This window comes from Ruegeria sp. CH10 (assembly GCF_056537125.1).
In genome coordinates this window covers 363144-387646 of the sequence record NZ_JBQFQY010000002.1, presented here as the reverse complement: position 1 = coordinate 387646, position 24503 = coordinate 363144, and the positions used below count along the sequence as shown (strand labels likewise).

General features: G+C 59.0%; 30 protein-coding genes. 14 read left to right on the top strand and 16 right to left on the bottom strand.

The genetic code is table 11. The features are described from left to right. The first annotated feature begins 26 nt into the window (after positions 1 to 26). Both ACRZ94_RS08255 and ACRZ94_RS08250 read left to right on the top strand, forming a co-directional pair. A complete protein-coding gene (locus tag ACRZ94_RS08255; RefSeq protein ID WP_480797100.1) occupies positions 27 to 1172 on the top strand; it encodes an iron-containing alcohol dehydrogenase in 1146 nt (381 codons plus the stop codon). A 59-nt stretch (positions 1173 to 1231) separates the two neighbouring features. Further along, positions 1232 to 2011 carry an alpha/beta hydrolase gene (locus tag ACRZ94_RS08250; protein ID WP_480652169.1) on the top strand — a complete coding sequence of 260 codons (780 nt, stop codon included), beginning with the start codon at positions 1232 to 1234 and terminating at the stop codon, positions 2009 to 2011. Here ACRZ94_RS08250 and ACRZ94_RS08245 read toward each other — a convergent pair. The 4 genes from ACRZ94_RS08245 to ACRZ94_RS08230 form a co-directional block, all read right to left on the bottom strand. After that, a complete protein-coding gene (locus tag ACRZ94_RS08245) occupies positions 2001 to 2345 on the bottom strand; it encodes a hypothetical protein (RefSeq protein WP_480652167.1) in 345 nt (114 codons plus the stop codon). The genes ACRZ94_RS08250 and ACRZ94_RS08245 overlap by 11 nt on opposite strands. Then, positions 2342 to 3043 (bottom strand): HNH endonuclease, encoded by a 702-nt coding sequence (locus ACRZ94_RS08240; RefSeq protein ID WP_480652165.1) that lies wholly within the window; start codon positions 3041 to 3043, stop codon positions 2342 to 2344. Before ACRZ94_RS08240 ends, ACRZ94_RS08245 begins: the two co-directional genes overlap by 4 nt. Beyond that, positions 3040 to 4998, bottom strand: coding sequence for a DNA topoisomerase IV subunit B (gene parE / locus ACRZ94_RS08235; RefSeq protein WP_480652163.1), 1959 nt, complete (start codon positions 4996 to 4998; stop codon positions 3040 to 3042). Before parE ends, ACRZ94_RS08240 begins: the two co-directional genes overlap by 4 nt. A gap of 161 nt (positions 4999 to 5159) precedes the next feature. After that, positions 5160 to 6218: a type I restriction endonuclease gene (locus ACRZ94_RS08230; protein ID WP_480797099.1), complete on the bottom strand. Its 1059-nt coding sequence runs from the start codon at positions 6216 to 6218 to the stop codon at positions 5160 to 5162. 174 nt (positions 6219 to 6392) lie between these two features. Here ACRZ94_RS08230 and ACRZ94_RS08225 point away from each other — a divergent pair, with 174 nt between their 5' ends. Beyond that, entirely contained in the window at positions 6393 to 7001 is a 609-nt protein-coding gene (locus ACRZ94_RS08225; RefSeq protein ID WP_480652159.1) for a carboxymuconolactone decarboxylase family protein, read from the top strand. Here the strand turns inward: ACRZ94_RS08225 and ACRZ94_RS08220 are convergent, their stop codons facing one another. Beyond that, positions 7002 to 7877, bottom strand: coding sequence for an alpha/beta fold hydrolase (locus tag ACRZ94_RS08220; RefSeq protein ID WP_480797098.1), 876 nt, complete (start codon positions 7875 to 7877; stop codon positions 7002 to 7004). Between the two features lie 122 nt (positions 7878 to 7999). On the opposite strand from ACRZ94_RS08220, the gene ppk2 reads away from it, so the two are divergent. Both ppk2 and ACRZ94_RS08210 read left to right on the top strand, forming a co-directional pair. Further along, the gene (gene ppk2, locus ACRZ94_RS08215) at positions 8000 to 8923 is read left to right on the top strand and encodes a polyphosphate kinase 2 (protein ID WP_480652155.1); all 924 of its coding nucleotides are present in this window, start codon (positions 8000 to 8002) and stop codon (positions 8921 to 8923) included. 94 nt (positions 8924 to 9017) lie between these two features. After that, positions 9018 to 10382: an MATE family efflux transporter gene (locus ACRZ94_RS08210; RefSeq protein ID WP_480797257.1), complete on the top strand. Its 1365-nt coding sequence runs from the start codon at positions 9018 to 9020 to the stop codon at positions 10380 to 10382. An 8-nt stretch (positions 10383 to 10390) separates the two neighbouring features. Here the strand turns inward: ACRZ94_RS08210 and ACRZ94_RS08205 are convergent, their stop codons facing one another. After that, positions 10391 to 10792: a hypothetical protein gene (locus ACRZ94_RS08205; RefSeq protein ID WP_480797097.1), complete on the bottom strand. Its 402-nt coding sequence runs from the start codon at positions 10790 to 10792 to the stop codon at positions 10391 to 10393. A 14-nt stretch (positions 10793 to 10806) separates the two neighbouring features. Then, positions 10807 to 12009: a pyridoxal phosphate-dependent aminotransferase gene (locus tag ACRZ94_RS08200; protein WP_480652148.1), complete on the bottom strand. Its 1203-nt coding sequence runs from the start codon at positions 12007 to 12009 to the stop codon at positions 10807 to 10809. Between the two features lie 91 nt (positions 12010 to 12100). Between ACRZ94_RS08200 and ACRZ94_RS08195 the strand changes: the two genes are divergently transcribed. The 3 genes from ACRZ94_RS08195 to ACRZ94_RS08185 all read left to right on the top strand — a co-directional run bounded on the left by ACRZ94_RS08195 (position 12101) and on the right by ACRZ94_RS08185 (position 13322). Further along, a complete protein-coding gene (locus ACRZ94_RS08195; protein ID WP_480797096.1) occupies positions 12101 to 12493 on the top strand; it encodes a helix-turn-helix domain-containing protein in 393 nt (130 codons plus the stop codon). Beyond that, a complete protein-coding gene (locus tag ACRZ94_RS08190; RefSeq protein WP_480652144.1) occupies positions 12490 to 12747 on the top strand; it encodes a succinate dehydrogenase assembly factor 2 in 258 nt (85 codons plus the stop codon). The genes ACRZ94_RS08195 and ACRZ94_RS08190 overlap by 4 nt, the downstream gene beginning before the upstream one ends. Before the next feature lie 77 nt (positions 12748 to 12824). Further along, the gene (locus tag ACRZ94_RS08185) at positions 12825 to 13322 is read left to right on the top strand and encodes a MarR family winged helix-turn-helix transcriptional regulator (RefSeq protein ID WP_480797095.1); all 498 of its coding nucleotides are present in this window, start codon (positions 12825 to 12827) and stop codon (positions 13320 to 13322) included. Here the strand turns inward: ACRZ94_RS08185 and ACRZ94_RS08180 are convergent. The 3 genes from ACRZ94_RS08180 to ACRZ94_RS08170 are packed head-to-tail and all read right to left on the bottom strand — an operon-like array spanning position 13316 to position 15167. Next, a complete protein-coding gene (locus tag ACRZ94_RS08180) occupies positions 13316 to 14041 on the bottom strand; it encodes a DUF1194 domain-containing protein (RefSeq protein WP_480797094.1) in 726 nt (241 codons plus the stop codon). The two genes, ACRZ94_RS08185 and ACRZ94_RS08180, sit on opposite strands and share 7 nt — an antisense overlap. Continuing rightward, entirely contained in the window at positions 14038 to 14742 is a 705-nt protein-coding gene (locus ACRZ94_RS08175) for a DUF1194 domain-containing protein (RefSeq protein WP_480797093.1), read from the bottom strand. The genes ACRZ94_RS08180 and ACRZ94_RS08175 overlap by 4 nt, the downstream gene beginning before the upstream one ends. After that, the gene (locus ACRZ94_RS08170; RefSeq protein WP_480652136.1) at positions 14739 to 15167 is read right to left on the bottom strand and encodes a VOC family protein; all 429 of its coding nucleotides are present in this window, start codon (positions 15165 to 15167) and stop codon (positions 14739 to 14741) included. Before ACRZ94_RS08170 ends, ACRZ94_RS08175 begins: the two co-directional genes overlap by 4 nt. 176 nt (positions 15168 to 15343) lie before the next feature. Between ACRZ94_RS08170 and thyX the strand changes: the two genes are divergently transcribed. Together thyX and ACRZ94_RS08160 are read left to right on the top strand one after the other, a co-directional pair. After that, positions 15344 to 16255 (top strand): FAD-dependent thymidylate synthase, encoded by a 912-nt coding sequence (gene thyX / locus ACRZ94_RS08165; protein WP_480652134.1) that lies wholly within the window; start codon positions 15344 to 15346, stop codon positions 16253 to 16255. A gap of 51 nt (positions 16256 to 16306) precedes the next feature. After that, positions 16307 to 16609: a hypothetical protein gene (locus tag ACRZ94_RS08160; RefSeq protein ID WP_480652132.1), complete on the top strand. Its 303-nt coding sequence runs from the start codon at positions 16307 to 16309 to the stop codon at positions 16607 to 16609. A gap of 90 nt (positions 16610 to 16699) precedes the next feature. Here ACRZ94_RS08160 and ACRZ94_RS08155 read toward each other — a convergent pair whose 3' ends face one another. Next, positions 16700 to 16906: a cold-shock protein gene (locus ACRZ94_RS08155; protein ID WP_008758035.1), complete on the bottom strand. Its 207-nt coding sequence runs from the start codon at positions 16904 to 16906 to the stop codon at positions 16700 to 16702. A gap of 215 nt (positions 16907 to 17121) precedes the next feature. Between ACRZ94_RS08155 and ACRZ94_RS08150 the strand changes: the two genes are divergently transcribed. Next, positions 17122 to 17439 carry an ArsC/Spx/MgsR family protein gene (locus ACRZ94_RS08150; protein ID WP_480652889.1) on the top strand — a complete coding sequence of 106 codons (318 nt, stop codon included), beginning with the start codon at positions 17122 to 17124 and terminating at the stop codon, positions 17437 to 17439. Between the two features lie 41 nt (positions 17440 to 17480). After that, positions 17481 to 17849, top strand: a complete 369-nt coding sequence (locus ACRZ94_RS08145) for a hypothetical protein (protein WP_480652130.1) — start codon at positions 17481 to 17483, stop codon at positions 17847 to 17849. A gap of 1 nt (position 17850) precedes the next feature. Here ACRZ94_RS08145 and ACRZ94_RS08140 read toward each other — a convergent pair whose 3' ends face one another. From ACRZ94_RS08140 to thrS, 5 genes are all read right to left on the bottom strand, one after another. Continuing rightward, complete coding sequence (locus tag ACRZ94_RS08140; RefSeq protein ID WP_480652128.1) at positions 17851 to 18378, bottom strand: DoxX family protein; 528 nt, start codon at positions 18376 to 18378, stop codon at positions 17851 to 17853. Continuing rightward, on the bottom strand, positions 18375 to 19136 hold the full coding sequence (locus ACRZ94_RS08135; protein WP_480652125.1) for an HvfC/BufC family peptide modification chaperone: 762 nt from the start codon (positions 19134 to 19136) through the stop codon (positions 18375 to 18377). Before ACRZ94_RS08135 ends, ACRZ94_RS08140 begins: the two co-directional genes overlap by 4 nt. Then, positions 19133 to 19990 (bottom strand): MNIO family bufferin maturase, encoded by an 858-nt coding sequence (gene bufB, locus ACRZ94_RS08130; RefSeq protein ID WP_480797092.1) that lies wholly within the window; start codon positions 19988 to 19990, stop codon positions 19133 to 19135. Before bufB ends, ACRZ94_RS08135 begins: the two co-directional genes overlap by 4 nt. A 70-nt stretch (positions 19991 to 20060) precedes the next feature. Further along, positions 20061 to 20348, bottom strand: a complete 288-nt coding sequence (locus tag ACRZ94_RS08125) for a BufA1 family periplasmic bufferin-type metallophore (RefSeq protein WP_480652121.1) — start codon at positions 20346 to 20348, stop codon at positions 20061 to 20063. A gap of 222 nt (positions 20349 to 20570) precedes the next feature. Next, positions 20571 to 22529: a threonine--tRNA ligase gene (gene thrS / locus ACRZ94_RS08120; RefSeq protein ID WP_480797091.1), complete on the bottom strand. Its 1959-nt coding sequence runs from the start codon at positions 22527 to 22529 to the stop codon at positions 20571 to 20573. A 213-nt stretch (positions 22530 to 22742) separates the two neighbouring features. Between thrS and ACRZ94_RS08115 the strand changes: the two genes are divergently transcribed. Continuing rightward, on the top strand, positions 22743 to 23492 hold the full coding sequence (locus ACRZ94_RS08115; RefSeq protein ID WP_480797090.1) for an alpha/beta fold hydrolase: 750 nt from the start codon (positions 22743 to 22745) through the stop codon (positions 23490 to 23492). Next, on the top strand, positions 23492 to 24484 hold the full coding sequence (locus ACRZ94_RS08110; protein ID WP_480652115.1) for an alpha/beta hydrolase: 993 nt from the start codon (positions 23492 to 23494) through the stop codon (positions 24482 to 24484). The genes ACRZ94_RS08115 and ACRZ94_RS08110 overlap by 1 nt, the downstream gene beginning before the upstream one ends. The last annotated feature ends 19 nt before the right edge of the window (positions 24485 to 24503 follow it).

The window sequence follows — 24503 nt, the reverse complement described above, 5'->3', positions numbered from 1 at the left end:
GCCTCAAACGACAAAGGAACGCTGACATGACACTTGTTGGAAACTGGTCCTATCCGACCGCGATCAAATTCGGCGCTGGCCGGATCAAGGAACTGCCCGAGGCCTGCGCTGCCGCTGGGATGAAACGCCCGCTGCTGGTCACGGATAAGGGTTTGGCCGATCTGCCGATCACCAAAGCCACATTGGACATTATGGAAGCCGCAGGGCTGGGCCGGGGTCTGTTCAGCGACGTGGACCCGAACCCAAATGAAAAGAACCTCGACGCCGGGGTTGCCGCCTACAATGCGGGCGGCCATGACGGGGTGATCGCGTTCGGAGGTGGCTCAGGGCTGGATCTGGGCAAGATGGTGGCCTTCATGGCTGGTCAGACGCGCCCGGTCTGGGATTTCGAGGATATCGGTGACTGGTGGACCCGTGCTGATGCCGATGTCATCGCGCCCATCATTGCGGTGCCGACCACTGCCGGGACGGGGTCCGAGGTGGGGCGCGCGAGCGTCATCACCAATTCGGAAACCCACGCGAAGAAGATCATCTTCCATCCCAAAGTGCTGCCGACGGTCGTGATCTGCGACCCGGAGCTGACGGTGGGCATGCCCAAATTCATCACCGCAGGCACCGGTCTGGACGCCTTTGCCCATTGTGTCGAGGCGTTCAGCAGCCCGCATTACCACCCCATGTCGCAGGGCATCGCGCTGGAAGGGATGCGGCTGGTCAAGGACTACCTGCCGCGCGCCTACGCAGATGGCAGCGACATCGAAGCGCGTGCTCAGATGATGAGCGCGGCGGCGATGGGGGCGACGGCGTTCCAAAAGGGCCTCGGCGCGATCCACGCCATGAGCCACCCGATTGGCGCGGTGTTCAACACCCATCACGGCACCACCAACGCGGTCTGTATGCTCACCGTGCTGGAGTTCAACGCCCCCGCCATCGCCGACCGGTTCCAGCAGGCGGCGGCCTATCTGGGCATCGACGGTGGCTTTGATGGCTTCCGCGCCTTTGTGCAGGAGTTCAATGACAGCTTCGCCATCCCACACAAGCTGTCCGATCTGGGCGTGACCGAGGCATCGATCCCCGAGCTGGTCAAAGGCGCAATCATCGATCCGTCCTGCGGTGGCAACCCGATTGAACTGACCGAAGACAACCTGACCGCGCTGTTCAAAGCCGCCCTGTAACAGGCTTGCCGAACGTATCCCTCACCTCGCATACTTGTGCTGAGGTGAGGGAGATTTTCATGACCAAAGACATTGTTCTGATCCACGGGGCCTTTGCCGGGCCGTGGTGTATGGAAAACTACGCCGGGTTCTTTCGCGCGCTTGGCTGGACGGTGCACACCCCCGCGCTGCGCTATCATGGCGGAGACCCTAAGGCCGAGCCCGATCCCGGCCTGACTGACACCAGCGTCATGGATTACGTCGACGATATCGCTGCGTTTGTGCAGGGGCTGGACAGCAAACCGGTTCTGCTCGGCCATGCCATCGCGGGTGTGGTGGCGCAGCAGGTGGCCTCGCGCGGATTGGCCAGCGCAATTGTCCTGATCAACCCAAACGCGGCCTGGGGGACGTTGCCCGAAACCGATGACGAACGCGCCGTGCCGCGTGCGTTGATGGAGGGCGGGGCGTTCTGGAAACAGCCCATGCGCGTCGATTTCGACCTGATGGCCCCCTTTGCGCTGAACAAGATGCCCGAGGCGCAGCAGCATGAGGTCTTCGACCAGCTTGGCCCGGAAAGCGGGCGGGTGATGTTCGAGATGTTCTTTTGGATGTTCGACGACCACCACGCGATGAAGGTCGATATCGACAAGGTCGACTGCCCGGTTCTGATCGTGTCGGGCACCGAGGACCGGGCCGTGAACCCCAACACCTGTCGGGCGTTGGCGAAGCTCTACGGAGACCGCGCGACGTTCCTGCCCGTCGATAACCACGCGCATTTTCTGTTCATGGAGCCGGGGTGGGAGGAGCCAGCGGGGCAGATCGCCGACTGGCTGGGTCAGAAATTGGACGCTAGCGGCTGATCTGAAAGCTGCTTTGGGGCTTCCAGCTCATCGTGCCATCGTCGTTTTTGACGCATCGCAACAGATGCTCCTCGCGCGCGCCAGAAGTGGCGGTGACAGTGTTGTCGCCAAAGATTACCACAAACGCATCCATCGAATACGCCATGCCCGCGTAATAGCAGAACTTGGTATCAGCCCCGTCAGGGATCGGGGAGGCGGTGGTCAGGGTCTGCTGCGCGGTCACTTGGCTGGCCAGCAGGGTCAGAGCCAGCCCGAGGGTAAGTGTGAACGAGATCAACGGGTTAGGCAAGGGTTTTGAGTGTGCAGCGATCAGGCCCGTAAGCCTGATGGTCACAAGGAGAGCTGGTATCTTTGTGTCAAGTTGCGGGCAATTGAATGTTTTTTCAATTCGCTGGGTAGCTTGATGGTTGTGTTGCGAAAACGATCATAGGTTTCATCAACTTGACTGGAAAAACTGACTTGAAAGCCTTCAGGTGAAATTTTCATCAAATCGCGGTCGAATAGCCTATGCAGATCAATTCTGAGTAATATTCCGTTGTCAGGATCGTCACACCCGTCAGCGCCTACAGGTATGATATGAGCTGCCTCGAGAGCTGGTAAGGTCCTGCATTGAGTAACGGGGCAAACCCCGCGCCAAAGCGAAATAGCTTCAGCACGAAACTTTGCCTGATTAGGTCTCGCTAAGGTGGGTTGAAGTTTTCTGTAGCGTTCGCAATCTCTTATGATGCTGTCTGCTCTGTGCGGAAGTTGAATCCATTTAAAGTCCAAACCTTCCAGCCAGGCACGTCCATTGTGTGATGTAAACTCACGCCTTACCGGATCTTGAGGATTTATTCCTCTTAGCTCCATTGCCTTCTTGATTAGCGCTTTTAGCGGGAAGAACTCGCCATCCGAAATCACAAAGTGATCTTTTGGCTTGCCTGCGCCAGCGGTGATCTCGTGTAGTTCTTTACCCTCTATTCTGGCTTTCTTAGCGATCTCGATTGCGTCTTCAATTGCAGATTTGTCAATGCCGTCGAAATACTTGCTCAAACATCCAACTCCTCCACAAACCGCGCGTTCTCCTGAATGTACTGGAACCGCAGTTCAGGCTTCTTACCCATCAGGCGCTCGACGAGGTCGCCGGTTTCTCCGGGTTCGTCCTCATCAATCGTGACGCGGATCAGTTTGCGCGAGGCGGGGTCCATCGTGGTCTCTTTCAGGTCCTTGGCGTCCATTTCACCCAGACCCTTGAAGCGGGACACGTCGATTTTGCCCTTGCCGCCCAGACCTTTTTCCAGCCACTCGTCGCGCTCGGCCTCGTCCAGACAATAGACGCGTTTGGCGCCCTGGGTCAGGCGATACAGAGGCGGGCAGGCCAGATACAGGTGGCCCGCGTCGATCATCGGCCGCATCTGGGTGAAGAAGAATGTCATCAACAGGGACGCGATATGCGCGCCGTCCACATCCGCGTCGGTCATGATGATGATCTTGTCATAGCGCAGGTCGTCGACGTTGAACTTGGTGCCAAGGCCCACACCCAGCGCCTGCGTCAGGTCGTTGATCTCGGCGTTGGTGCCCAGCTTGGAACTGGCCGCGCCCAGCACGTTCAGGATCTTGCCGCGCAGGGGCAGCAGCGCCTGCGTTTTGCGGTCGCGGCCCATTTTCGCGGAACCACCGGCCGAGTCGCCCTCGACAATGAATAATTCGGTGCCGTAGCGTGTTGAACTACTACAGTCCACCAACTTGCCGGGAAGACGAAGTTTCTTAGTGGCGGATTTGCGTTGTGTTTCCTTCTCGGCCCGTCGGCGCAGGCGTTCCTCAGCCCGCAGTATGAGGAAATCCAAGATCGCGCCGGCGGATTTCGTGTCCGCGGCCAGCCAGTTATCGAAATGGTCGCGGACCGAATTTTCCACCAGCCGTTGCGCCTCGACCGTGGCAAGGCGGTCTTTTGTCTGGCCGACGAATTCGGGCTCGCGGATGAAGCAGCTGACCAGCGCGCAGCCACCGGTGATCAGGTCATCGCGGGTGATCTGCGCGGCCTTTTTGTTGTTGATCAACTCGCCATAGGCTTTGATCCCCTTGAGGATCGCGGCCCAGAACCCCGCCACATGGGTGCCGCCTTCGGGCGTGGGGACGGTGTTACAGTAGGATTGAATGAACCCGTCGCGCGAGGGCGTCCAGTTGATCGCCCATTCGACCTTGCCGGGGGTGCCGAATTTCTCGGTAAAGTCCACGGTGCCGGCAAAGGGCTGCTCGGCATAGGTGGACGAGCCGTTCATCGTCTCTTTCAGGTAGTCCGATAGGCCGCCGGGGAAGTGGAACGTGGCCTCGGTCGGGGTTTCGCCGTCGTCGATATGGGACTTCCAGCGGATTTCAACGCCCGAGAACAGGTAAGCCTTGGAGCGGATGGATTTGAACAGCCGCGCCGGTTTGAACCGGTGTTGGCCAAAGATGTCGGGGTCGGCGTGGAACGTCACAGTCGTGCCGCGCCGGTTGGGGGCGGCGCCCACCTTTTCAACCGGGCCCTGCGGAATACCGCGTGAGAACCGCTGCTCGAACAGCGTTTTGTCGCGCGCCACCTGAACGACCATCGAATCCGACAGGGCATTCACGACCGACGCCCCCACGCCGTGCAAACCGCCCGACGTCTGATAGGCCTTGCCCGAGAATTTACCGCCCGCGTGCAGGGTGCACAGGATAACCTCAAGCGCGGATTTGTCAGGGAACTTGGGGTGCGGATCGATCGGGATACCGCGCCCGTTGTCGCGCACGGTCAGGGCGTAATCCGCGTGCAGCTCAACCTCGATCCGGTTGGCGTGACCGGCGACCGCCTCGTCCATCGAGTTGTCGAGGATTTCGGCTACCATATGGTGCAGCGCGCGCTCATCAGTGCCGCCGATATACATGCCGGGGCGTTTGCGGACGGGTTCCAGCCCCTCCAGCACTTCGATGGAGGAGGCGTCGTAGGTCGTGGTCGCGCTGGGCGTCAACAGATCGTCGGGCATCGGTGCTGCTCTTGTTCTTGGGTTTGGTCCCATTATGGCAGGTGATGTGGTCCGGGGGAAGAGGGGCGCGAGGTGTTGTAGTTGGTTTAGTGGCGCAGATTATCATCTGCGCCAAAACAGAAACCTCTCCGAAGGCGTGACTTGATCTATTCTAGGACTTGCTATTCGTAGGCCCTTATTGCGGCTTTCAGCGCATCAGTGTGCAGATATAGGTCTTCAACCGATGAAATTTTGTGTTTTTGTTCATTCTTCATTTCATCAAAAATGACGATGAACTTATTTGTTGGAGAGTTAAAGAACAGACGGCAGACGGGGCGACGGTTGTTGTCATCCATCAGAATTGCACAGTAGCTTTTGGCATCGCGTATGGTAATGCGCTCGACCCCCACAATTTTGGCGCCTATCGCGCGAATGATCCTGTGTGCCTCAATCTCTTCTTCAGTTGTGTTGATGTCACTATCGGGTGCGGTTTCGTCCCGTATATCCTCTGAGGAGGGGTTGGCTTTTTCTCCGAGTGTTATTGACAGGCGGTCCTGTATTCGGTTTCGGATCAAATCATCCATTGCCGATTGGATCGCGGGTTTGAGTTGCTCGGCAACACTTTTCGTAATCGGACCATCGTGTATTTGACGGCCAACAAGGCGAATGAACTCGTCGTCGGGTTCATCAAGCTGTTTCTTGAGGTAATTAGAAGCCGAGCGTGTGTATTTCAAAGTGGAAGCAGCTTCAATGATCTGATCAATCGCGAAGTTTTTCTTTTGAAAGCGCGACAGTTCGTCAACCTGATTTGCGTCGTGGGACTGAAAGTCAAATTTGAAAAAAGGTCGTTTGTCCATCTTGTTTGGCGCGTCAGTGTCGGAGAAGAACCAAGCCTCGCGCCCATTGGTCAGAATGGCCAGCCGCGCCTCGGTTACCGAGAAATAGCGGAATAACTGGTTGAACTGCGCATCGCCGAGCTTGGAGGAAATTGGTTTGACTTCGACCAGCATGGCTAACTTTCCGTCGATCTTAACGGCAAAATCGACCTTTTCTCCTTTCTTCGTTCCGACATCTGCGACAAATTCTGGGATAACTTCACTTAGGTTAAATACGTCAAAGCCCCAAGCTTGCAATAACGGCAGCACGACGGACGTTTTCGTCGCTTCTTCTGTGATTGCTTGCCGCTCTGCCATTTTGGATCTTTGGGCAAGCTCTTCAATCTTTTGATAAAAATCACTCATAGTGTCACCTTGATATTATTTACTACACGTTCTGATGATCAAGGGGTGTAGGTCAAGGCAGTATTCTCCTTTGCATCGTTAAGAGCCAAGAGATGATGTGCAGCCGTCGGGACTCGAATTTCCAGTCCAACTGCGCTTACTGTGATCCCGATTTCAAAACGGAGAAGATACTACATGAGCTGGATCAAAACCGTGCCGTTTGATGAGGCGACCGACAAGTTGAAAAAGCTGTACGCGCGTGTGACCGGTCCCGACAACAACGTGGACAACATCATGATGGCACACAGCCTTCGGCCGCATTCGATGGAAGGCCATATGGTGTTGTACAAGAACGTGCTGCATCACTCGGCCAACAAGGTGCCGAAGTGGTTTCTTGAGGTGTTGGGGGTCTGGGTCAGCTCGCTGAACCGGTGCGGTTATTGCGTCGAACATCACTTTAGCGGGTTGCAGCGGCTCTTGAACGATCCCGCGCGTGGGAACGCCATTCGCGCCGCGATTGAGGCGGGTGCGCCCGACACCGCGCCGCTGGATGCAGCGCAGATCGCCGCGATGGGCTATGCCCGCAAGCTGACCGAGGCCCCGGCAGAGATGGTTGAGGCGGATGTGCAGGCCCTGCGGGATGCGGGTTGGGAGGATGGTGAGATACTCGAGATCAATCAGGTCTGCGCGTATTTCTCTTATGCCAATCGCACGGTGCTGGGTCTGGGATGTTCGACCAAGGGGGATATTCTGGGGCTGTCCCCAAACAACTCGGATGACCCGGACGATTGGGGGCACACATAATCAGGCCGCGATCCACTCCAGAATGGCCCGTGCCACGGCGTCGGGCCTTTGGTGATGCAGCCAATGGTCCGTATCGGGAATGTCGATGCGGGTCAGGTCGGGGGCGAAATCCTCTAGCCCGGCGGTGGACTCAGGCAGCAGCGCCTTGTCCTTCGGCCCCCAAAGCAGCAGGTGCGGGCAACGGACCATCAGGCGGTCCAACGGCAGGTCGGGCAGGTCGGTTCGTGGCGCTCCCGGTTCGGCGACGATCAGGGGTGAGGCGCGGTACCAGTTCAGCATGGCCTCAAGACGTCCGGGGCGGGCCCATTCGGTGCGGTATTCCTCCATCCGTGCATCAGACAGCCAGTCGACACCCATACCGAACCGAAAAAACTGTTGCAGCCGTGCGAAATTGTTGGCCGAGAACTGAGATGCGGCATCCGGCGCACGCAGCGCGTGGATGTATTGCGAGGCGGCGGACTGCGCGCCTCCGGTCGCCATGGCGCGCTGAAACGGGACGGGGTGGACCCCGTTTGCGATGATTAGCCGGCTGACCAGATCAGGCCGAAACATCGCCAGCCCATAGGCTACGGACGCGCCCCAATCGTGGCCCAGAACAGTCATCGGAGTGTCAAACCGCCCCGCCAGCTTTGCCATGTCCGACACCAGCTGAGACAGCGTGTACTGACCGACCCCTTCGGGGCACCAGCTTTGGCCATAGCCGCGCTGATCCGGGGCGATGCAATGGAATTGGTGGGCCAAGTGTGGGGCCAGATCGCTCCAGCCGCCGCCGTATTCCGGGAAGCCGTGCAGCATCAGCAGCGGTGGCAGGTCAGGGTTCCCCCAGCGGCGCAGAAAGAAGGGGTTGCCGTTCAGTGCGATGACCTCGGTGTCCACAAAACCCTCCTGACCATTGGCGAAATGATGCGTTTTTCGCGCATCAATTTGACACCAATCAAAGCGCAAAAATACCTCTTCTGCTAGCCGTGTCCGCAGAGAACGAGAAAAGGACAAATTGAATGGACGCAGCGATCAAAACCGAAGAAAAGAAATCCTCTGTCACACTGGTGCCGACGCCGAAACCTGAGCCGTCGCCGCCCAGCCATGAAAAGATCCGGCAGGCGTTTGAAAGCGGCAAATACCCCTATGGCCGCAAGATGGCGCGCAAGAGCTATGAGGTTGAAAAGGCGCAGCTGCAGGCCGAATTGCTGAAAGTTCAGTTGTGGGCGCAGGAAACCGGCCAGCGTTTTGTGCTGCTGTTCGAAGGCCGCGATGCGGCCGGCAAGGGCGGCACCATCAAACGCTTTATGGAGCATCTCAACCCCCGTCAGGCCCGCGTGGTCGCGCTGAACAAGCCGACATGGGAAGAGAAGGGACAGTGGTACTATCAGCGCTACATTCAGGAACTGCCGACTGTTGGAGAAATGGTGTTCTATGACCGCTCGTGGTACAACCGCGCGGGTGTGGAGCGGGTCATGGGGTTCTGTTCGCCCAACGAGTATCTTGAGTTCATGCGCCAAACCCCCGAGCTGGAGCGGATGCTGGTTCGCTCGGGCATTCAGCTTTACAAATACTGGTTCTCGGTCACGCAGTCCGAACAACAGCGCCGTTTCAAAAGCCGTGAAACCGACCCGCTGAAGCAGTGGAAACTGTCGCCCATCGACAAGGCCAGCCTGAATAAGTGGGAGGATTACACCGAGGCGAAAGAGGCGATGTTCTTCTATACCGACACCGCCGATGCGCCCTGGACCATCATCAAGTCCAACGACAAGAAACGCGCGCGGCTGAATACGATGCGCCATTTCCTGTCGACATTGGATTATCCCGATAAGGACCATGATATTGTCGGCGAACCCGATCCGCTGATCGTCGGGCAGGCGCATCACGTGATCCATCGGTCCGAGCATATTCTGGGCAATACCCTGCACCCCGAGGCGAAATAAGCGGCGGCTTTGACTGCCCGAGCGGCAGGTCTCATATTGAAATTTCATTGATCCCCTCTTGTCCCGGCCTCTGGCCGGGCATATGGCTGGGTCAATGAACAAGGTGATGACATATCGCGGCCATTTCCGGGCCATCGCTGTGCTGGGCTTTCCGCTGATAGGCGGGCATCTGGCGCAGTTTGCCATCGGTCTGACCGATACAATCATGCTGGGCTGGTATGGGGTCGAGGCGCTGGCCGCGGTAACGCTGGCCAGCAGCTATTACTTTGTGCTGTTCCTGTTCGGGGCCGGGTTTGGTTGGGCCGTCATGCCCATGGTCGCCACCGCCGCCGCCGAAGAAGATGAAACCAGCATTCGCCGCTCGACCCGCATGGGGCTGTGGCTGTCGCTGATTTATGCGACCTTGATGATGCCGCTTTTGTGGTGGTCTTACCCGATCTTGATTGCGTTGAAGCAAGACCCGCAAGTGGCTGAAACTGCTGCGCAATACCTGCGCGTGGCAGGGTGGGGACTGTTCCCGGCGCTGATCGTGATGGTGATCAAATCCTATTTGGCGGCGCTTGAACGGACGCAGATCGTTTTGTGGATCACTGTCACCGCCGCCGTGGTGAATGCGTTGACCAACTATGCGTTGATCTTCGGCAATTGGGGCGCGCCGGAACTGGGCGTGATGGGCGCGGCCATCGCGTCGGTCGTGACGCAGATCGTGTCGCTGGTATTTGTGGTCATCTACGCGGTGCGTATATTGCCCGAACACAGCCTGTTCCAACGCTTTTGGCGCCCCGATTGGGAGATGTTCGCCAGCGTTCTGCGTCTTGGCGTCCCCATCGGTCTGACCACGTTGGCCGAGGTCAGCCTGTTTGCGATGTCGGCCATTATGATGGGCTGGCTGGGGCAGGTGCCTCTGGCGGCGCATGGGATTGCGCTGAACCTGGCCTCGGCCACGTTCATGGTGCATCTGGGCCTGTCCAACGCGGCGACGATCCGGGCCGGGAACGCTCTGGGGCGCAAGGACCGGCCGCATCTGGAAAAGGGTGCGATTGCGGTGACGGGGATGTCGTTGGTGATGTCAGTGCTGACCGTGATCCTGTTCCTGACCTGCGCCGAGCCTCTGATTTCGCTGTTCATGGAGCCCGACGATCCGCAGCGCCCGCAGATTTTGGCCATTGGCACCGGGTTGCTGGCAATGGCGGCGCTGTTCCAACTGGTGGACGGGGCGCAGGTGATTGCGCTGGGCCTGCTGCGCGGGTTGCAGGACGCCAAAGTGCCGATGGTGATGGCCGGGCTCAGCTATTGGGTCGTGGGAATCCCGGCATCTTACTACTTTGGCTTTGTGCGCGGGATGGACGGAATCGGGGTCTGGCTGGGCCTCGTGCTGGGTCTTGCCTTTGCAGCCGTGCTGTTGATGGCGCGGTTCTGGCTGCGCTCGGTTCGGATAATCGCGGTGCCCGCCCAATAGGGGTGGCGCTAGCCTTTGGTCAGCCGGTCCGCCTTTTTGCGCACCAGAACCGTGCGCAGATCATGCATGGCCAGCAGCAGACGGTCCGTAACATCCTCTAGCTGATCATCCGTTGCCTTGGACTGGGCCCATTGCGTGGTCAGGTTCATGTAGTCGACGGCGCGGTGAATATCGTCGAGGTCGCGCTGCGCCAGCAAGGCTTTGCGCGCCTTCATCCAGCGGCTGATCTCGGCCTGATCGGCATCGGTGAGGGTACGCTGCCCTTGCGGCTTGACCTCACCGTTGCGGATGTTGATGACCGCGATCTGCTCCATCTCGATCCGCTGCTGACGGTTTTCAGTGTCGATCCTGAAAACCGCCGCGCCATTCTCGCGGATGCGAAAGTAATACTCGGGCAGATCTGCGGTCATATGGTCCTCCGGCGTCAGGTCAGCGCAGCGCAGAAGTTTTGGATGCGGGTGCAGGCCTCGGTCAGCGCTTCGTCCGATGTAGCATAGCTAACCCGAAAGTTCGGAGACAACCCAAACGCGGCACCAAAGACCACGGCAACGTCGGCCTCTTCCAGCAGGGCCGTGGCAAAGGCTTCGTCCGAGTCGATCACGGTGCCCGCCGGGGTGGTCTTGCCGATCAGTCCTGCAATGGACGGGTAGACATAGAATGCGCCTTCGGGCGTGGGGCATGAAATCCCGTCGATTTCATTCAGCTTGGACACCACCAGATCGCGACGGCGTTTGAAGGTTTCGGCGTTTGGCGCAAGGAAAGACTGCGTTCCATTCAATGCCTCAACCGCCGCCCATTGACTGACCGAGCAGGGGTTCGAGGTCGACTGAGATTGTATCTTGCGCATGGCCGCGATGATCTCAACCGGGCCCGCCGCATAACCGATGCGCCAGCCGGTCATGGCATAGGCTTTGGACACGCCGTTGCAGGTCAATGTGCGGTCATAAAGACCCGGCTCAACCTCGGCCGGGGTGCAGAATTCGAACCCGTCATAGGCCAGATGTTCATACATGTCGTCGGACATGATCCAGACCTGCGGATGGCGCATCAACACATCGGTCAGGGCCTTCAACTCGGCCCGGCTATAGCCCGCGCCGGTTGGGTTGGATGGCGAGTTGAAGATGAACCATTTGGTCTTGGGCGTGATCGCGGCCTCGAGCTGTTCGGGGCTGAGCTTGAAACTGTTCTCAAGCGTTGTCTCGACAACGACCGGAGTGCCCCCCGCCAGCAGCACCATATCCGGGTAGCTGACCCAATAAGGCGCGGGGATGATGACCTCATCGCCCTCATTCATGGTTGCCATCAGCGCATTGTACAGCGTCTGCTTGCCGCCTGTACCCACGGAAATCTGCGCAGGCGTGTAGTCCAGCCCATGATCGCGCTTCATCTTGGCGCAGGCAGCCTGTTTCAACTCGGGGATACCGTCGGGCGCGGTGTATTTCGTCTTGCCCGCCGCGATGGCCGCAACAGCCGCGTCCTTGATGTTTTGCGGGGTGTCGAAATCCGGCTCGCCCGCGCTCAGGCCGATGACATCGCGCCCGGCGGCCTTCAGCTCGGCCGCTTTCGCTGTCATGGCAATGGTCGGAGAGGGTTTAACGCGTGACAGTGTCGCAGACAGGAAACTCATGGTCGGCCTCGGTTTGTATGTTCAACTTGACTGTCATAGGGTGCGCCTGAACGACGATCAAGCTGTATGAATTTGAAACCAGGAGACCCCGATGAGCGACGAAACTGACTGGTACGGAGCCGAGGCTGCAACATTCGGGGACAGGCTGGCCGGTGCACGCGAGGCGGCAGGGATGACCCAGACCCAGCTTGCCCGCCGTCTTGGGGTCAAGAAGGCAACGATTGTTGCCTGGGAAAACGATCTGTCCGAGCCGCGTGCGAACCGGTTGTCGATGATGGCGGGCATGATCAACGTGTCGATCATGTGGCTGTTGACCGGCGAGGGCGAGGGCATGGACGCGCCTATCGACGAAAACGCGCCCGATATGGAGATGGGGGACGCCGTGGCCGAGTTGCGCGCAATCCGCGGCGAGATGCGCGCCTGCGCCGAGCGCGCCGCACGTTTGGAAAAGAAACTGCGGCTGATGTTGGAGCAGAGCCAGTGACCGAGACACGCGAGGTTCGGATCAAACGCATGCAGATGCGATCCATGCGACGCGGTATCAAAGAGATGGACTTGATCCTGTCCGCCTATGCCCAGCGCAACCTTGATCAGATGGATGCAGACGGTCTGGATGTGTTCGATGCCCTGCTGCATGAAAATGATCAGGACCTCTATCAATGGGTCACGGGGCAGGTGGCCCCGCCCGCGGTTTTTGGTGATCTCATCGCGGATATCGCGCAGACCTTTCAAAAATAAAGAAAATCCGGCTTAACCGATTTTTCGGGATTTCGATTCATGCTGCCTGAAACTGCGTGACTGAATCGGAGGATCGGATGAGTATGGAAATGCAGGTCTCCGGGCCGGAAACCAAGGGCTTCATGAACAGCTACCTTGAGGCACTGGCGCTGGTTGAGCGTTTGCACAGGCTGTTGCTGGACGTCATCAAGGATGAGTTTGAGCGGGTTGGCGTCTTGGAAATCAACGCGGTGCAGGCCCTGCTGCTGTTCAATATCGGCGATCATGAGGTCACGGCGGGCGAACTGAAAAGCCGGGGTTACTATCAGGGCAGCAATGTCAGCTATAATCTCAAGAAGCTGGTGGAAATGGGCTATATGCACCATCAGCGATGCGAGATTGACCGCCGCTCGGTCCGGGTGCGGTTGACGCCACGTGGGCGCGAGATTCGGGATATTGTCACACAGCTGTTCTCGCGCCATGCCGAAGGGCTACAGTCGCGCGGGGTGCTGGGGTTGGACGGGATCGACGACATTGCCACCTCGCTGCGCCGGGTTGAACGGTATTGGACGGATCAGATCAGATATATCTACTGATCAGCGTAAGGGGTGCCTGCGTCGGACAGGATCAGCCCCTCCAACTCGCGCAGCAGCTTGCGGGTCATCGCCTCCTGATAGGCTTCGAACCCCAGCGCGACCTCGACAAAGGCATCGGGGCCCAGAATGACCGAGGTTTTGTAGTAGGCGGACAGCTCGCTAATCTGCACAAACCGCATGTCGCCCGGTCGGGGGCTGTCTGTGCCAATGACAAGCCCGTTGATCGTGATACCCAAATGCGCCAGTTCGGCTTTGGTCGCATTGGGATGCGGGCCCAGATTGTGTTTCCCATCGCCAGACAGGTCCAGCGTGCGTATCCAGCAAAGCGGTTGCTGCGACAGCAGATCGGCCCCATAGGCCATTGCGGCACCGACAGCAGTGCCCTGCGGCGCCGCGCTGCGCAAGGTGGAGTTGAGCCGGGAGCTGATTAGATTCAGATCGTCAGAGGATCGGATTTCGGTCCAGTTGAGCAGCAATCTTTGATGGCCCGGTTCGCTCCATTCGAACACGGCCAGTCGCACGGGGGCCGACGGGTTGGACAGGATGAGCTGCGCCACCTCTGGGGCTTGCAACGCAGCGGCCAGACCATCCAATTGCAGACGGTATTCGCGGCTGTCGACCGAGCCTGACACATCCAACCCCAGCGCCAGGGCCTGCCGACACTCGGCCACGGCTGGCCCGGCGGTCAGGGCAAAGAGGGTTGCCAGCAGTCGGATCATTGCGGCGCGTTGTTCTGAAGGGCCCCGATCTGCAGACCCTGCAATTCACGCTCCAACTTGCGCCGCATCGCGCGTTCAAAGTCCTCGAACCCCTGCGCGATCTCAAGAAAGGCTCCGGGGCCGTGCAGCACGTTGTTTTCAAAGAAGGGGATCAGAAACAGCTCACCTTCGAAATCGGCGGCGTTGATCACCAGCCCATTGACCACGACGTCCTCAAAGGGGAAATGCCGATAGGCCGACTGGGGACCATAGCCGTCATTATTGGATCCATCCCCCGACAGATCGATGGTTTGGAACAGGCAGGGCGGGGCCTGCTGCATCAAGGTCGCGCCAAAGGCCAGCGCATAACCCATCGCCGTGGCCGACCCGCTGTCAGAGCGCACGGATTGCTGGATTGTAGTGGCCGCCGCAAGCAGATCAGCCTGCGTTTCGATCATGCTCCAGTTCAGGATAACATGCTGTGTGGACCGACCGCTCCATTCATAGACGGCCAGCGCGACCGGCATCTGGGATGAGAAAAACGCCTCGGTCACTTCGGGTGCGACCAGTGCTGCCGCCAGGCCCTGACGCTGTAGCGCGTCTTCGGCCGCATCGACCGAGGTCGAGATGTCTATCGCCAAAGCAAGGGCAAGGCGGCAGGTCTCGGCCCGAAGCGGGCTGGCCAGGACGGCCAGCCCCAATACTGTCAACCAGCGGATCACCAGTGACCGGTGCTTTCCATGCTGACCCAGGGTTCAGCTGGGTCCAGCGCGTCGCCGTTTTGCAGCAGTTCGACCGAGATATTGTCGGGCGAACGTACAAATGCCATCCGACCGTCACGCGGCGGGCGGTTGATCACAACACCATTGTCCTGCAGTTTCTGGCACATGTCGTAGATGTTATCGACGCCATAGGCCAAATGGCCAAAGTGGCGGCTGTCGCTGGGCAGGGCATCGTCGCCATCCCAGTTATAGGTCAGCTCGATCGGCCGATCCTCTTGCCGCGGAGGCGCCATGAAGATCAGCGAAAACCGGCCCTGTTCGCTGTCATAGCGGCGGGTTTCCTTCAGGCCCAGCAGTTCATAAAACGCCATCGACTTCTCCAGATCCTTCACGCGGACCATGGTGTGAAGATATGTCAGCCCCATTGCGGCTTCCTTTTTTGTTCAGGTGATGCCAAGCACCTTAGCGCGCGATTGATACGAGTCGAGGGGTCGCACGGACACAATTTGGCGCTTACGCGATCATGCGCACATATCGCGGTTCCTGTCTGTGTCTTGCCGATATATAGTGGTGCGCGACTCATTGCTGGAAAGGAAATTTCATGCCGCTGTCCCCAGACCAACTGGCCGAGATCGAAGCGCAACGGGCGCAATCGCATCCAACACGCCGCGTTGTGGCCGCCGGGATGGAGGATCATCTGTACACTGCCCATCAGGTTCTGGACCATGGTTTCGTGCGGGTCATCGACTATATGGGCGATGATGCGGCGATCTGTCAGGCGGCGCGGGTGTCTTACGGCAAGGGCACCAAATCGGTGCAGAATGACGAAGGGCTGATCCGCTACCTGATGCGCCATTGGCACTCGACCCCGTTCGAGATGTGCGAGATCAAGCTGCATGTAAAACTACCCGTTTTCGTGGCCCGTCAATGGATTCGTCATCGGACGGCCAATGTGAACGAATACTCGGCCCGTTATTCGATTCTGGATCGTGAGTTCTATATCCCCGCACCCGACCACGTGGCGGCGCAATCCGAGGTCAACAATCAGGGGCGGGGTGAGGCCCTGCAGGGGGAAGAGGCTGCGCGTGTGCTTGAGATGCTCAAGGCCGACAGCGTGCGGTGCTATGACAATTACGAGGCGATGATCAGCCAGAATGGTCAGCAGGGGTTAGCGCGCGAACTGGCGCGGATGAACCTGCCCGCGAATATCTATACGCAGTGGTACTGGAAGGTCGACCTGCACAACCTGTTCCACTTCCTGCGTCTGCGCGCGGACCCGCATGCGCAGTACGAAATCCGCGTATATGCCGACATGATGTGCAAGATCGTCGCCGACTGGGTGCCCTTTGCCTACAAAGCGTTCGAGGATTACCGCCTGGGCGCGGTCAACCTGTCGGCACAAATGGTCGACAGCCTGCGCCGGATGCTGGCGGGTGAGGCCGTGACGCAAGAGAATTCAGGCATGACCGCGCGGGAATGGCGCGAGTTTGAGGCCGTGATCCGCAAGGATTGATCGCATATCGTTTGTCTATACAGAGTGTCATGATTTCGTTACAATCGGGACATGACCCTGTTCTCTGCACTCCGCCCCGTTTGCCTGCTGGCCATGCTGGCGCCCGCCGTTCAGGCAAAATCCCCAATTGCCGAGGTTCTGTGTGAACCGACGTCGCGGATGCACGAAAAGCTGGAGCGGCAGTTCGGATCGGAACGGGCGGCGACGGGCATGCGCGGACCCGAACAAGTGATGGAGATCTGGACCAGCAAGTCAGGCGATTGGACGATGGTTGTCACCTATGCGACTGGCACGTCCTGTATCGTGGCGATGGGCGAAGACTGGTTCACTCATACCGGGCACGATCCGGCATAAGGGAAAGGTCTTGGAACCTTGGGGAATTGGTCAACGGCCGGAAATTGGCCGTTGTCCTGATTTGCTGAGCCGCCCAGGGGCGGTGGTCTCTTACAACGGCTTCAAATCAGCGGCCATTTGGCGGCCATCACGTCCGTCTTGCAGCTCGTATGAGACTTTTTGATTGTCGGCGAGCCCGGTCAGACCGGACCGTTCAACGGCCGAGATATGAACAAATACGTCCTTGCCACCTTCATCGGGGGCAATAAACCCGTAGCCTTTCGTGGTATTGAACCATTTCACGGTGCCAGTTGGCATTTCCCGTGTCTCCTTCTACTTACACGTTGTCCCACAAATTGGTGGGGGCAGTGATTGACGCCGCCGCAACACATCACAGTATCGCCCACACGATGCTGCCCGAATTGCGTGTTTCGTCTTTTTCAACATTGCACGGTGAAGTAAAAAATCAAGAATTACCGGAACACACAGGCAAATTTGCCCAAAAATTGAACCAAAGACAGGACCCCGTCAAAATGCAGCTTTATGGCCTGAAAAACTGTGACACCTGCCGTAAGGCCTTGAAATCCCTTCCAGATGCCGAATTTTTGGACGTTCGCGCCGACGGTGTGCCTGTCTCGGTGCTTGAGCGGGCTTTTGAAGCTTTCGGCGGGGCTTTGCTCAATACCCGTTCCACCACATGGCGCGGATTGGATGAGGCCGAGCGCGCGCGTCCCGCGCTGGACCTGTTGGCCGAGCATCCGACATTGATGAAACGACCCTTGATCGAGCGGGACGGCACGCTGTTTCTGGGTTGGACTGCAGAAACCAAGGCAGGGCTTGGTGTTGCGTGATGGCATGCCTATGTGAAGAGGCGTAAGTCAGAGGATTTTGAATGCGCAACGCAGCTATGATTTTGGGTGTCATCGCCGGCCTGATCGGTATGATCGTGGGCTTTGTCGGCTATGGCTATGTCGAACTGGTCGACCGCTATGGCGAGATTGAGGGGCTGGCCGAACAGGTAGACAACGCACAGCTTATACAGATCGCGTCGATCCTTGCGCCACTGTTGGCGATCGCCGGGGGCGCGATGGCCCATGCACGGGCGTTGATCGGGGGGCTTTTGCTGCTGGTTTCAGCGGCGGGGATGTATTTTGCCTTTGGCTTTAACGTCTTCACCATGTTCCCGGTGGCGTTTGCCGCAGTGGCGGGGGTCCTTGGGCTGGCCGCGGGTAAACCGGACGAGCCCAAGGCACATTTCTAAATCACTTGATGCGCAGGATGCGATCCACCGACAGCGGTCCTGCGCCATTGATCACGATCATCAGCAGCAGGAAGGTCCACAGCGTGCGCTGATCCAGAACGTTCGGTGCCGCAGTGAACCAGCTACCCAGTGCAGCTCCGTGGCCGGACACGTCAACAATTGTCTGAACCCAGACAAATCCAATCATGCCCAGCGCCGCGACGCGCGACAGCAGGCCGATCACCAGCAAAGCGGGCAGGATGAACTCGGCCCAGGTTCCGGCCAGGGCGACAATCCAGTGGCCAAAGCCCAGCTGCGAGCTGTCATAGCTGACTGCTTCCATCGCTTTGGGGAAGATCTGCACATAGGCCCCGTCAGACGGGCGCAGAAAGCCGAAAATCCCGTTGCCCAGTTTCGTTGTTGCCGAGTTCCAGTAGTAAATCAGCAAGGTTGCCGCAAAAACCAGCCGGGCGAGGGTCGGGGTCAACCAGCCAGAGGTCACCTCCAACCGTCCCAGGGTGTTGTTGTGTAATGAGATCAGCGCGGTCATGTCGCCAGCCTTTCGATAGTCACAGAGTTTATTGCGCCGCCCTGCAGAAGCAGCGCAAGAGTGGCCCCCAGATCAAATTGGGGAAATGTCGCCGCCGTTTCTTCGTATGCGGCACCAATGGTTCGCCCTGCCTGAAGGCCAGCAATCCACGATGCACCGCCTTCGGGCAGCAGGTTTGGAATAGGATCGTAATCGGGCCGGGTGATCAGAACGGCCTCGGGGCCGGGCTCTGGTTTTGGCGCACCCTCTTTCGAGTTGTACTGCCAGATCGAAAACACCGGCCAATCTGAGTTTAAAATCTGCATCGCGGGGGCAAAGGTCAGTTGCGCCCGCATAATTTCTTCTGGTGGCAGGGCCAGCGTATCAGCCGGGGCCGGGGTACTGTCTGCAGCATGGTAAGACCGGCGCAGGGCCAGTTCCAGTCGCGCAACATCCGGCAGGTAGCCCAGATGGGACAGCTGCTCCATCCCTGCAAGAAAATCTGGAAACGCCTCGCCGTAAAACATCATCAACGGCGATGTGGGCGGGTGCTTGCGCAGGAACATCCCCGACAGGCCATCCATATTCTGGGTGCCCAGCAATTTGGTGATCACGGGAAACGCCTGATGCATCGCCTCGGTCAGAGACACGGCGACATTGTTGCGATAGACGCTGAACCGCCGCCCGGCTGGTCGCGCCTGTGCATCCTGCAGGCCATCGGGAACCGTCTTGGACGGGTCCAGCAGGGCAGAGTGGAAAGTGTCCTGTGAGACGCTCATGCCGGGATGCGATCCAACGCCAGCTGGGCGCGCTCTGCCTCGGCCCGCAGAACGGGCCAGTCCGGCACATCGGTGTCCCATTCGATCAGCACAGGTTTCGGACCTGACCGTTCCAGCACATAATCCAGAAGGGCCCAGACGGGATCAACCACCTCGCGCCCGTGGCTGTCGATCAGCAGGGGGCGGCCGTGGTCGTCCTCGTCCTCGTCATGACCGCCCAGATGAATCTCACCCACCTGATCCAGCGGGTAGGCATCGATGTAACCTTGCGGTGAGAAATCCAGATTTGTGGCCGAAACAAAGACGTTGTTTACATCCAACAGCAGGCCACAGCCGGTACGGCGCGCGATTTCGCGCAGGAAATCAGGCTCGGACCAGGTGCTTTCCTCAAACGCCAGATAGCTTGAGGGGTTTTCCAGCAGCATCTGCCTGCCGACCGTGTCCTGCACCAGATCGATATGTTCGCAAATCCGCGCAAGCGTTGCGTCGGTATAGGGCAGGGGCAGCAGGTCGTTCAGAAAGTGACTGTCATGGGTCGACCACGCCAGATGTTCGGAAAAACTGGCAGGGTTCAGCCAGCCTACAAGATGTTTCAGCCGGGCCAGATGATCTGCGTCCAGCGGGCCTTCGCCGCCGATGGACAGGCCAACACCGTGGACCGAGATCGGAAACTGTTCGGACAGGTGCCGTAGTTGGGCCAGCGGTCTGCCGCCATCGCCCATGTAGTTCTCGGCATGGATTTCAAGCCAGGCAACCGGCTGCGCATGGTCGAGAATCTGCGCGAAATGCTGCGGCTTGTATCCAACCCCGGGCGCCGCAGGCAGCCGGTTTGGTCGGGTTGTTTGGTCCAACATGTGCTTGCCCTCCAGTCACGAAAAAGAGGCGGGCGATATGGCCCGCCCCTCGGTCTTGGATTGCCGTGGCTTATGCCGGCAGGTCGCGGTCCAGCGGCTCCAGCGAACCTTTGCGGTTGTCCGGCAGTTCGATATCGGCGCAGGTGCCCGCGTCGACCAGAGTCCAGGCGTTGCCCTGGTAGTCTACGGTCGAGGTGCCCGCACAGGTGGTGCCGGGGCCAGCGGCGCAGTCGTTCTGACCGGCCAGCGAAACGCCATAGCATTTCTCTTTGGCTTGGGCTGATGCGGTGGTGGCAACGCCAGAAACGGCGGCTGCGACTGCGCTTGCGATAACCAGTGTTTTTGCGGTGTTCGACATCTCGGTAATCCCTTTTGATGACTGCGTATGTCTGCTTGTGACAATGACAAAGGTAGTGCTTGTGAGCCAACAGTTGAATTCACGAGCCCGTGTCTCACAACCCCGTCAGGATATGTCATGGCCTATTGCAGGTTAACATATTGTTTTTGAAATCGAAAATGGAAAATATTTCAATCCGGCCCCTATTTGGGGGCCGGATTCCCGGCGGTATGTCGCCGAATGTTACAGCAGATCGGGCGGAGTTGCCGCATCGGAAAGCTCAATTGTTACAGCCTCAAGTGACTGAACCTGCGTCTGTTTTTCACCCAGACGCCGAACGCTGACGGTGCGGTCTTCAACTTCGCGGTGACCGACGGCCAGAATAACGGGCACTTTACCGACCGAATGCTCGCGAACTTTGTAGTTGATCTTCTCGTTGCGAATATCGGCCTCGGCCCGCACGCCAGCGGCTTTCAGCGTTTCGACCACCTCGGCCACATACGGGTCCGCCTCGGACGTGATCGAGGCGACGACGATCTGACGCGGGGCCAGCCAGAACGGCAGCTTGCCCGCATGTTCTTCGATCAGGATGCCGATGAAGCGCTCGAAAGAGCCCAGCGTCGCCCGGTGCAGCATGAACGGGCGGTGTTTCGCGCCATCCGCGCCGATAAAGCTGGCGTCCAGACGTTCGGGCAGGTTTGGGTCAACCTGCAGCGTACCGCATTGCCACGTCCGGCCGATCGCGTCGGTCAGGGTGAATTCCAGCTTGGGGCCGTAGAACGCGCCTTCGCCTTCGAGAATCTCATAGTCGTACCCGGCGGCCTTACAGGCATCGCCAAGGGCCTTTTCCACCAGATCCCAACTTTCATCCGACCCGATCCGCTTTTCCGGGCGGGTGGACAATTTGATCGTCCAGTCATGGAAGCCCAGATCGGCATAGACCTTGGACAGGAAAGCGATGAACTTGGCGGTTTCAGATTCAATCTGATCTTCGGCACAGAAGATGTGGCCATCGTCCTGCGTAAACCCGCGCACCCGCATGATCCCGTGCAGCGCGCCCGAAGGTTCATAGCGCGCACACGATCCGAACTCGGCCATGCGCAGGGGCAGGTCGCGATAGGATTTCAGACCCTGATTGAACACCTGCACGTGGCAGGGGCAGTTCATCGGTTTCAGCGCGTTGATCGCCTTTTCGCGGGCATGATCTTCGTCAACCTCGACGATGAACATGTTTTCCTGATACTTGTCCCAGTGGCCCGACGCCTCCCACAGCTTACGGTCGACAACTTGCGGGGTGTTCACCTCGACATAGCCGTCGCGTTCCTGCATCCGGCGCATATAGTCCTGCAGGGTGGTGTAGATTTTCCAGCCATTGGGATGCCAGAAAATCTGGCCGGGGGCCTCTTCCTGCATGTGGAACAGGTTCATCTCGCGGCCCAGCTTGCGGTGGTCGCGCTTGGCGGCCTCTTCCAGCATGTGTAGGTGGGATTTGAGCTTTTCCTTGCCGGTGAAAGCCACGCCGTAAATACGCTGGAGCATGGCGCGGTCGCTGTCGCCGCGCCAATAGGCACCGGCGATGGACATCAGTTTGAACGCATCGCCGGGCAGTTGGCCGGTGTGCTGCAGGTGCGGGCCGCGGCACAGGTCCTGCCAGTGGCCGTGCCAATACATGCGCAGCGGCTCATCGCCGGGGATCGCTTCGATCAGCTCAACTTTGTAAGGTTCGTTATTGGCCTTGTAGAACTCGATCGCGCGGTCACGGTCCCAAACCTCGGTGGTGACGGGGTCGCGCTTGTTGATGATCTCTTTCATCTTTTTTTCGATGAGGCCGAGATCTTCGGGGGTGAAGGGTTCTTCGCGGTCAAAGTCATAGTACCAGCCGTTGTCGATGACCGGGCCAATGGTGACTTTGGTCGCGGGCCAGATTTCCTGCACGGCGCGGGCCATGACGTGGGCCAGATCGTGGCGGATCAGCTCATTGGCCTGATCTTCGTCCTTCATGGTGTGGATGGCGATGTCGGCATCGGCATCGATGGGCCATTGCAGGTCCCAGTGCTTGCCGTTCACCGTGGCCGAGATTGCCTTTTTCGCGAGCGAGGTTGAAATATCGGCAGCGACCTGCGCGGGCGTTACGCCTGCGTCATAGGAACGTGCATTGCCATCGGGAAAGGTGAGAGAGACGGATTTTGAATCCAGGGCCATGTTGGCTCTCCTCGTCGGTTTGGCGCCCACTGAACGCCCGGTTGCGGGTTATTTGCGTTTGGCTGCTTTGGCAGTTGGGGGGGAGTGTGTCAAGTGGTGGAGCGAGGGGCGCCGCCCCTCGCGCTCCCCGCCGTATTTGGAACAAGAAGAAGCAGGGGGCGATTGCGCTTGGGAGTGGCGCGTGCATGATGCGGTGAAAGCAAAGAGGGTTTTATGGCAGCGACTGAATTTCTGGAGACGGCGCAGGGGCGGCGGTTGGCGTATCACAAAAGCGAGGGCGCTGGTCCGACGGTGGTTTTTCTGGGCGGCTTGAAGTCGGATATGGAGGGTACAAAGGCCATTCATCTTGAGGCGTGGGCGCAGGCGCGAGGGCAGGCGTTTTTGCGGTTTGACTACTCGGGGCACGGCGAAAGCTCGGACCGGTTCGAGGACGGCTGTATCGGAGATTGGCATCAGGACACGGTTGCGGCTGTGTCGGCGCTGACCGAGGGGCCTTTGATCATTGTCGGGTCGTCCATGGGCGGATGGCAGGCGCTGTTGCTGGCCAGGGTGATGCCTGAGCGGATCGCCGGGATGGTCACAATCGCGGCGGCCCCGGATTTTACCGAGGACGGATATTGGGCTTCGTTTGACGACACGCAGAGAGCGGCGCTTGAGACGGTTGGCCAGGTGGAATTGCCGTCAGATTACATGGAGCCCTACATCATCACCAAACGGATGATTGAAGACGGGCGGCAGCAACTGGTATTGCGCGATGCGCTGGAGCTGCCCTTTCCGGTCCGGTTCCTGCAGGGCACGGCAGATACGGCGGTTTCTACCGAGACTGCCGTGCGGTTGCTGGACCATGCCACCGGCGCGGATATGCGTTTGCTATTGGTCAAGGATGCCGATCATCGATTTTCCGACGGGCCGTGTCTGGGGATCATCGAGGACGCGGTTCTTGCCGTGATGGGGGCTGACTAATGCGGCGCTTTGGCTGGGTTCTGGGCCGTGTCTTGCTGGCGCTGGTCGTGCTGGGTGGGTTGATTTACTGGTTCGGTCCGCGCGAAGAGGTCGATCTGCATCCACGTTTTGATCCGCGCAAATTCGGCGAAGGGGTTCAGGTCTATTTCGAAAGCACCGAGTCCGCCTTTGACGATATTGTGCCCGGTGTCGAAAAGCGGGTTATCTGGCAGGACGGGTTCAAGGAACAGCGCACGCCAATCTCGGTCCTTTATGTGCACGGGTTTTCGGCATCATCCGAGGAAATCCGGCCCGTGCCCGACAGGGTGGCCGACGCGCTGGGGGCCAATCTGGTCTATACCCGGCTGCAAGGTCATGGCCGGGACGGTGACGCCATGGCCGAGGGGACTGCGTCTGGCTGGATGCGGGATATGGCCGAAGGGTTAGCTGCGGCGCGGGCCGTCGGGGACCGGGTCGTCGTCATGTCGACCTCGACCGGCGGGACGCTGGCGGCGGCAGCGGCGCTTGATCCTGAACTGAGCCATTATGTGGCGGCCATGGTATTTGTTTCACCGAATTTCCGGGTGAACACGCCGGGTGCTTGGATTCCCGGTCTGCCATGGGCGCGGCATTGGTTGCCGATGCTGATGGGCGAGGTGCGGGATGTCTCAGGCCCGGACCCGGAAAAGAACACCTATTGGACAGCGGTCTATCCGTGGGAGGCTGTGGTGCCGATGACCGCGCTTGTGGAGACTGTTTATGCGCTGGATTTCGCGGGCGCACAGGTCCCTGCACTGTTCTGGTTCTCGGATGATGATCAGGTGGTGCGCCCCGATCTGACCCATCAGGTGGCCAACAACTGGGGCGGCCCGGCAACGGTTCACCTTGTCACGATGGGGCCGGGGGATGATCCGTCCTCGCATGTGGTTGCGGGTCGGTTGATGTCACCCGGGCAGACGGATTCTGCGGTGGCGGGCATTCTGGGCTGGCTCAAAAGCGCAGGTGTGGAATAGCGATGCGCAAACCCGGCAG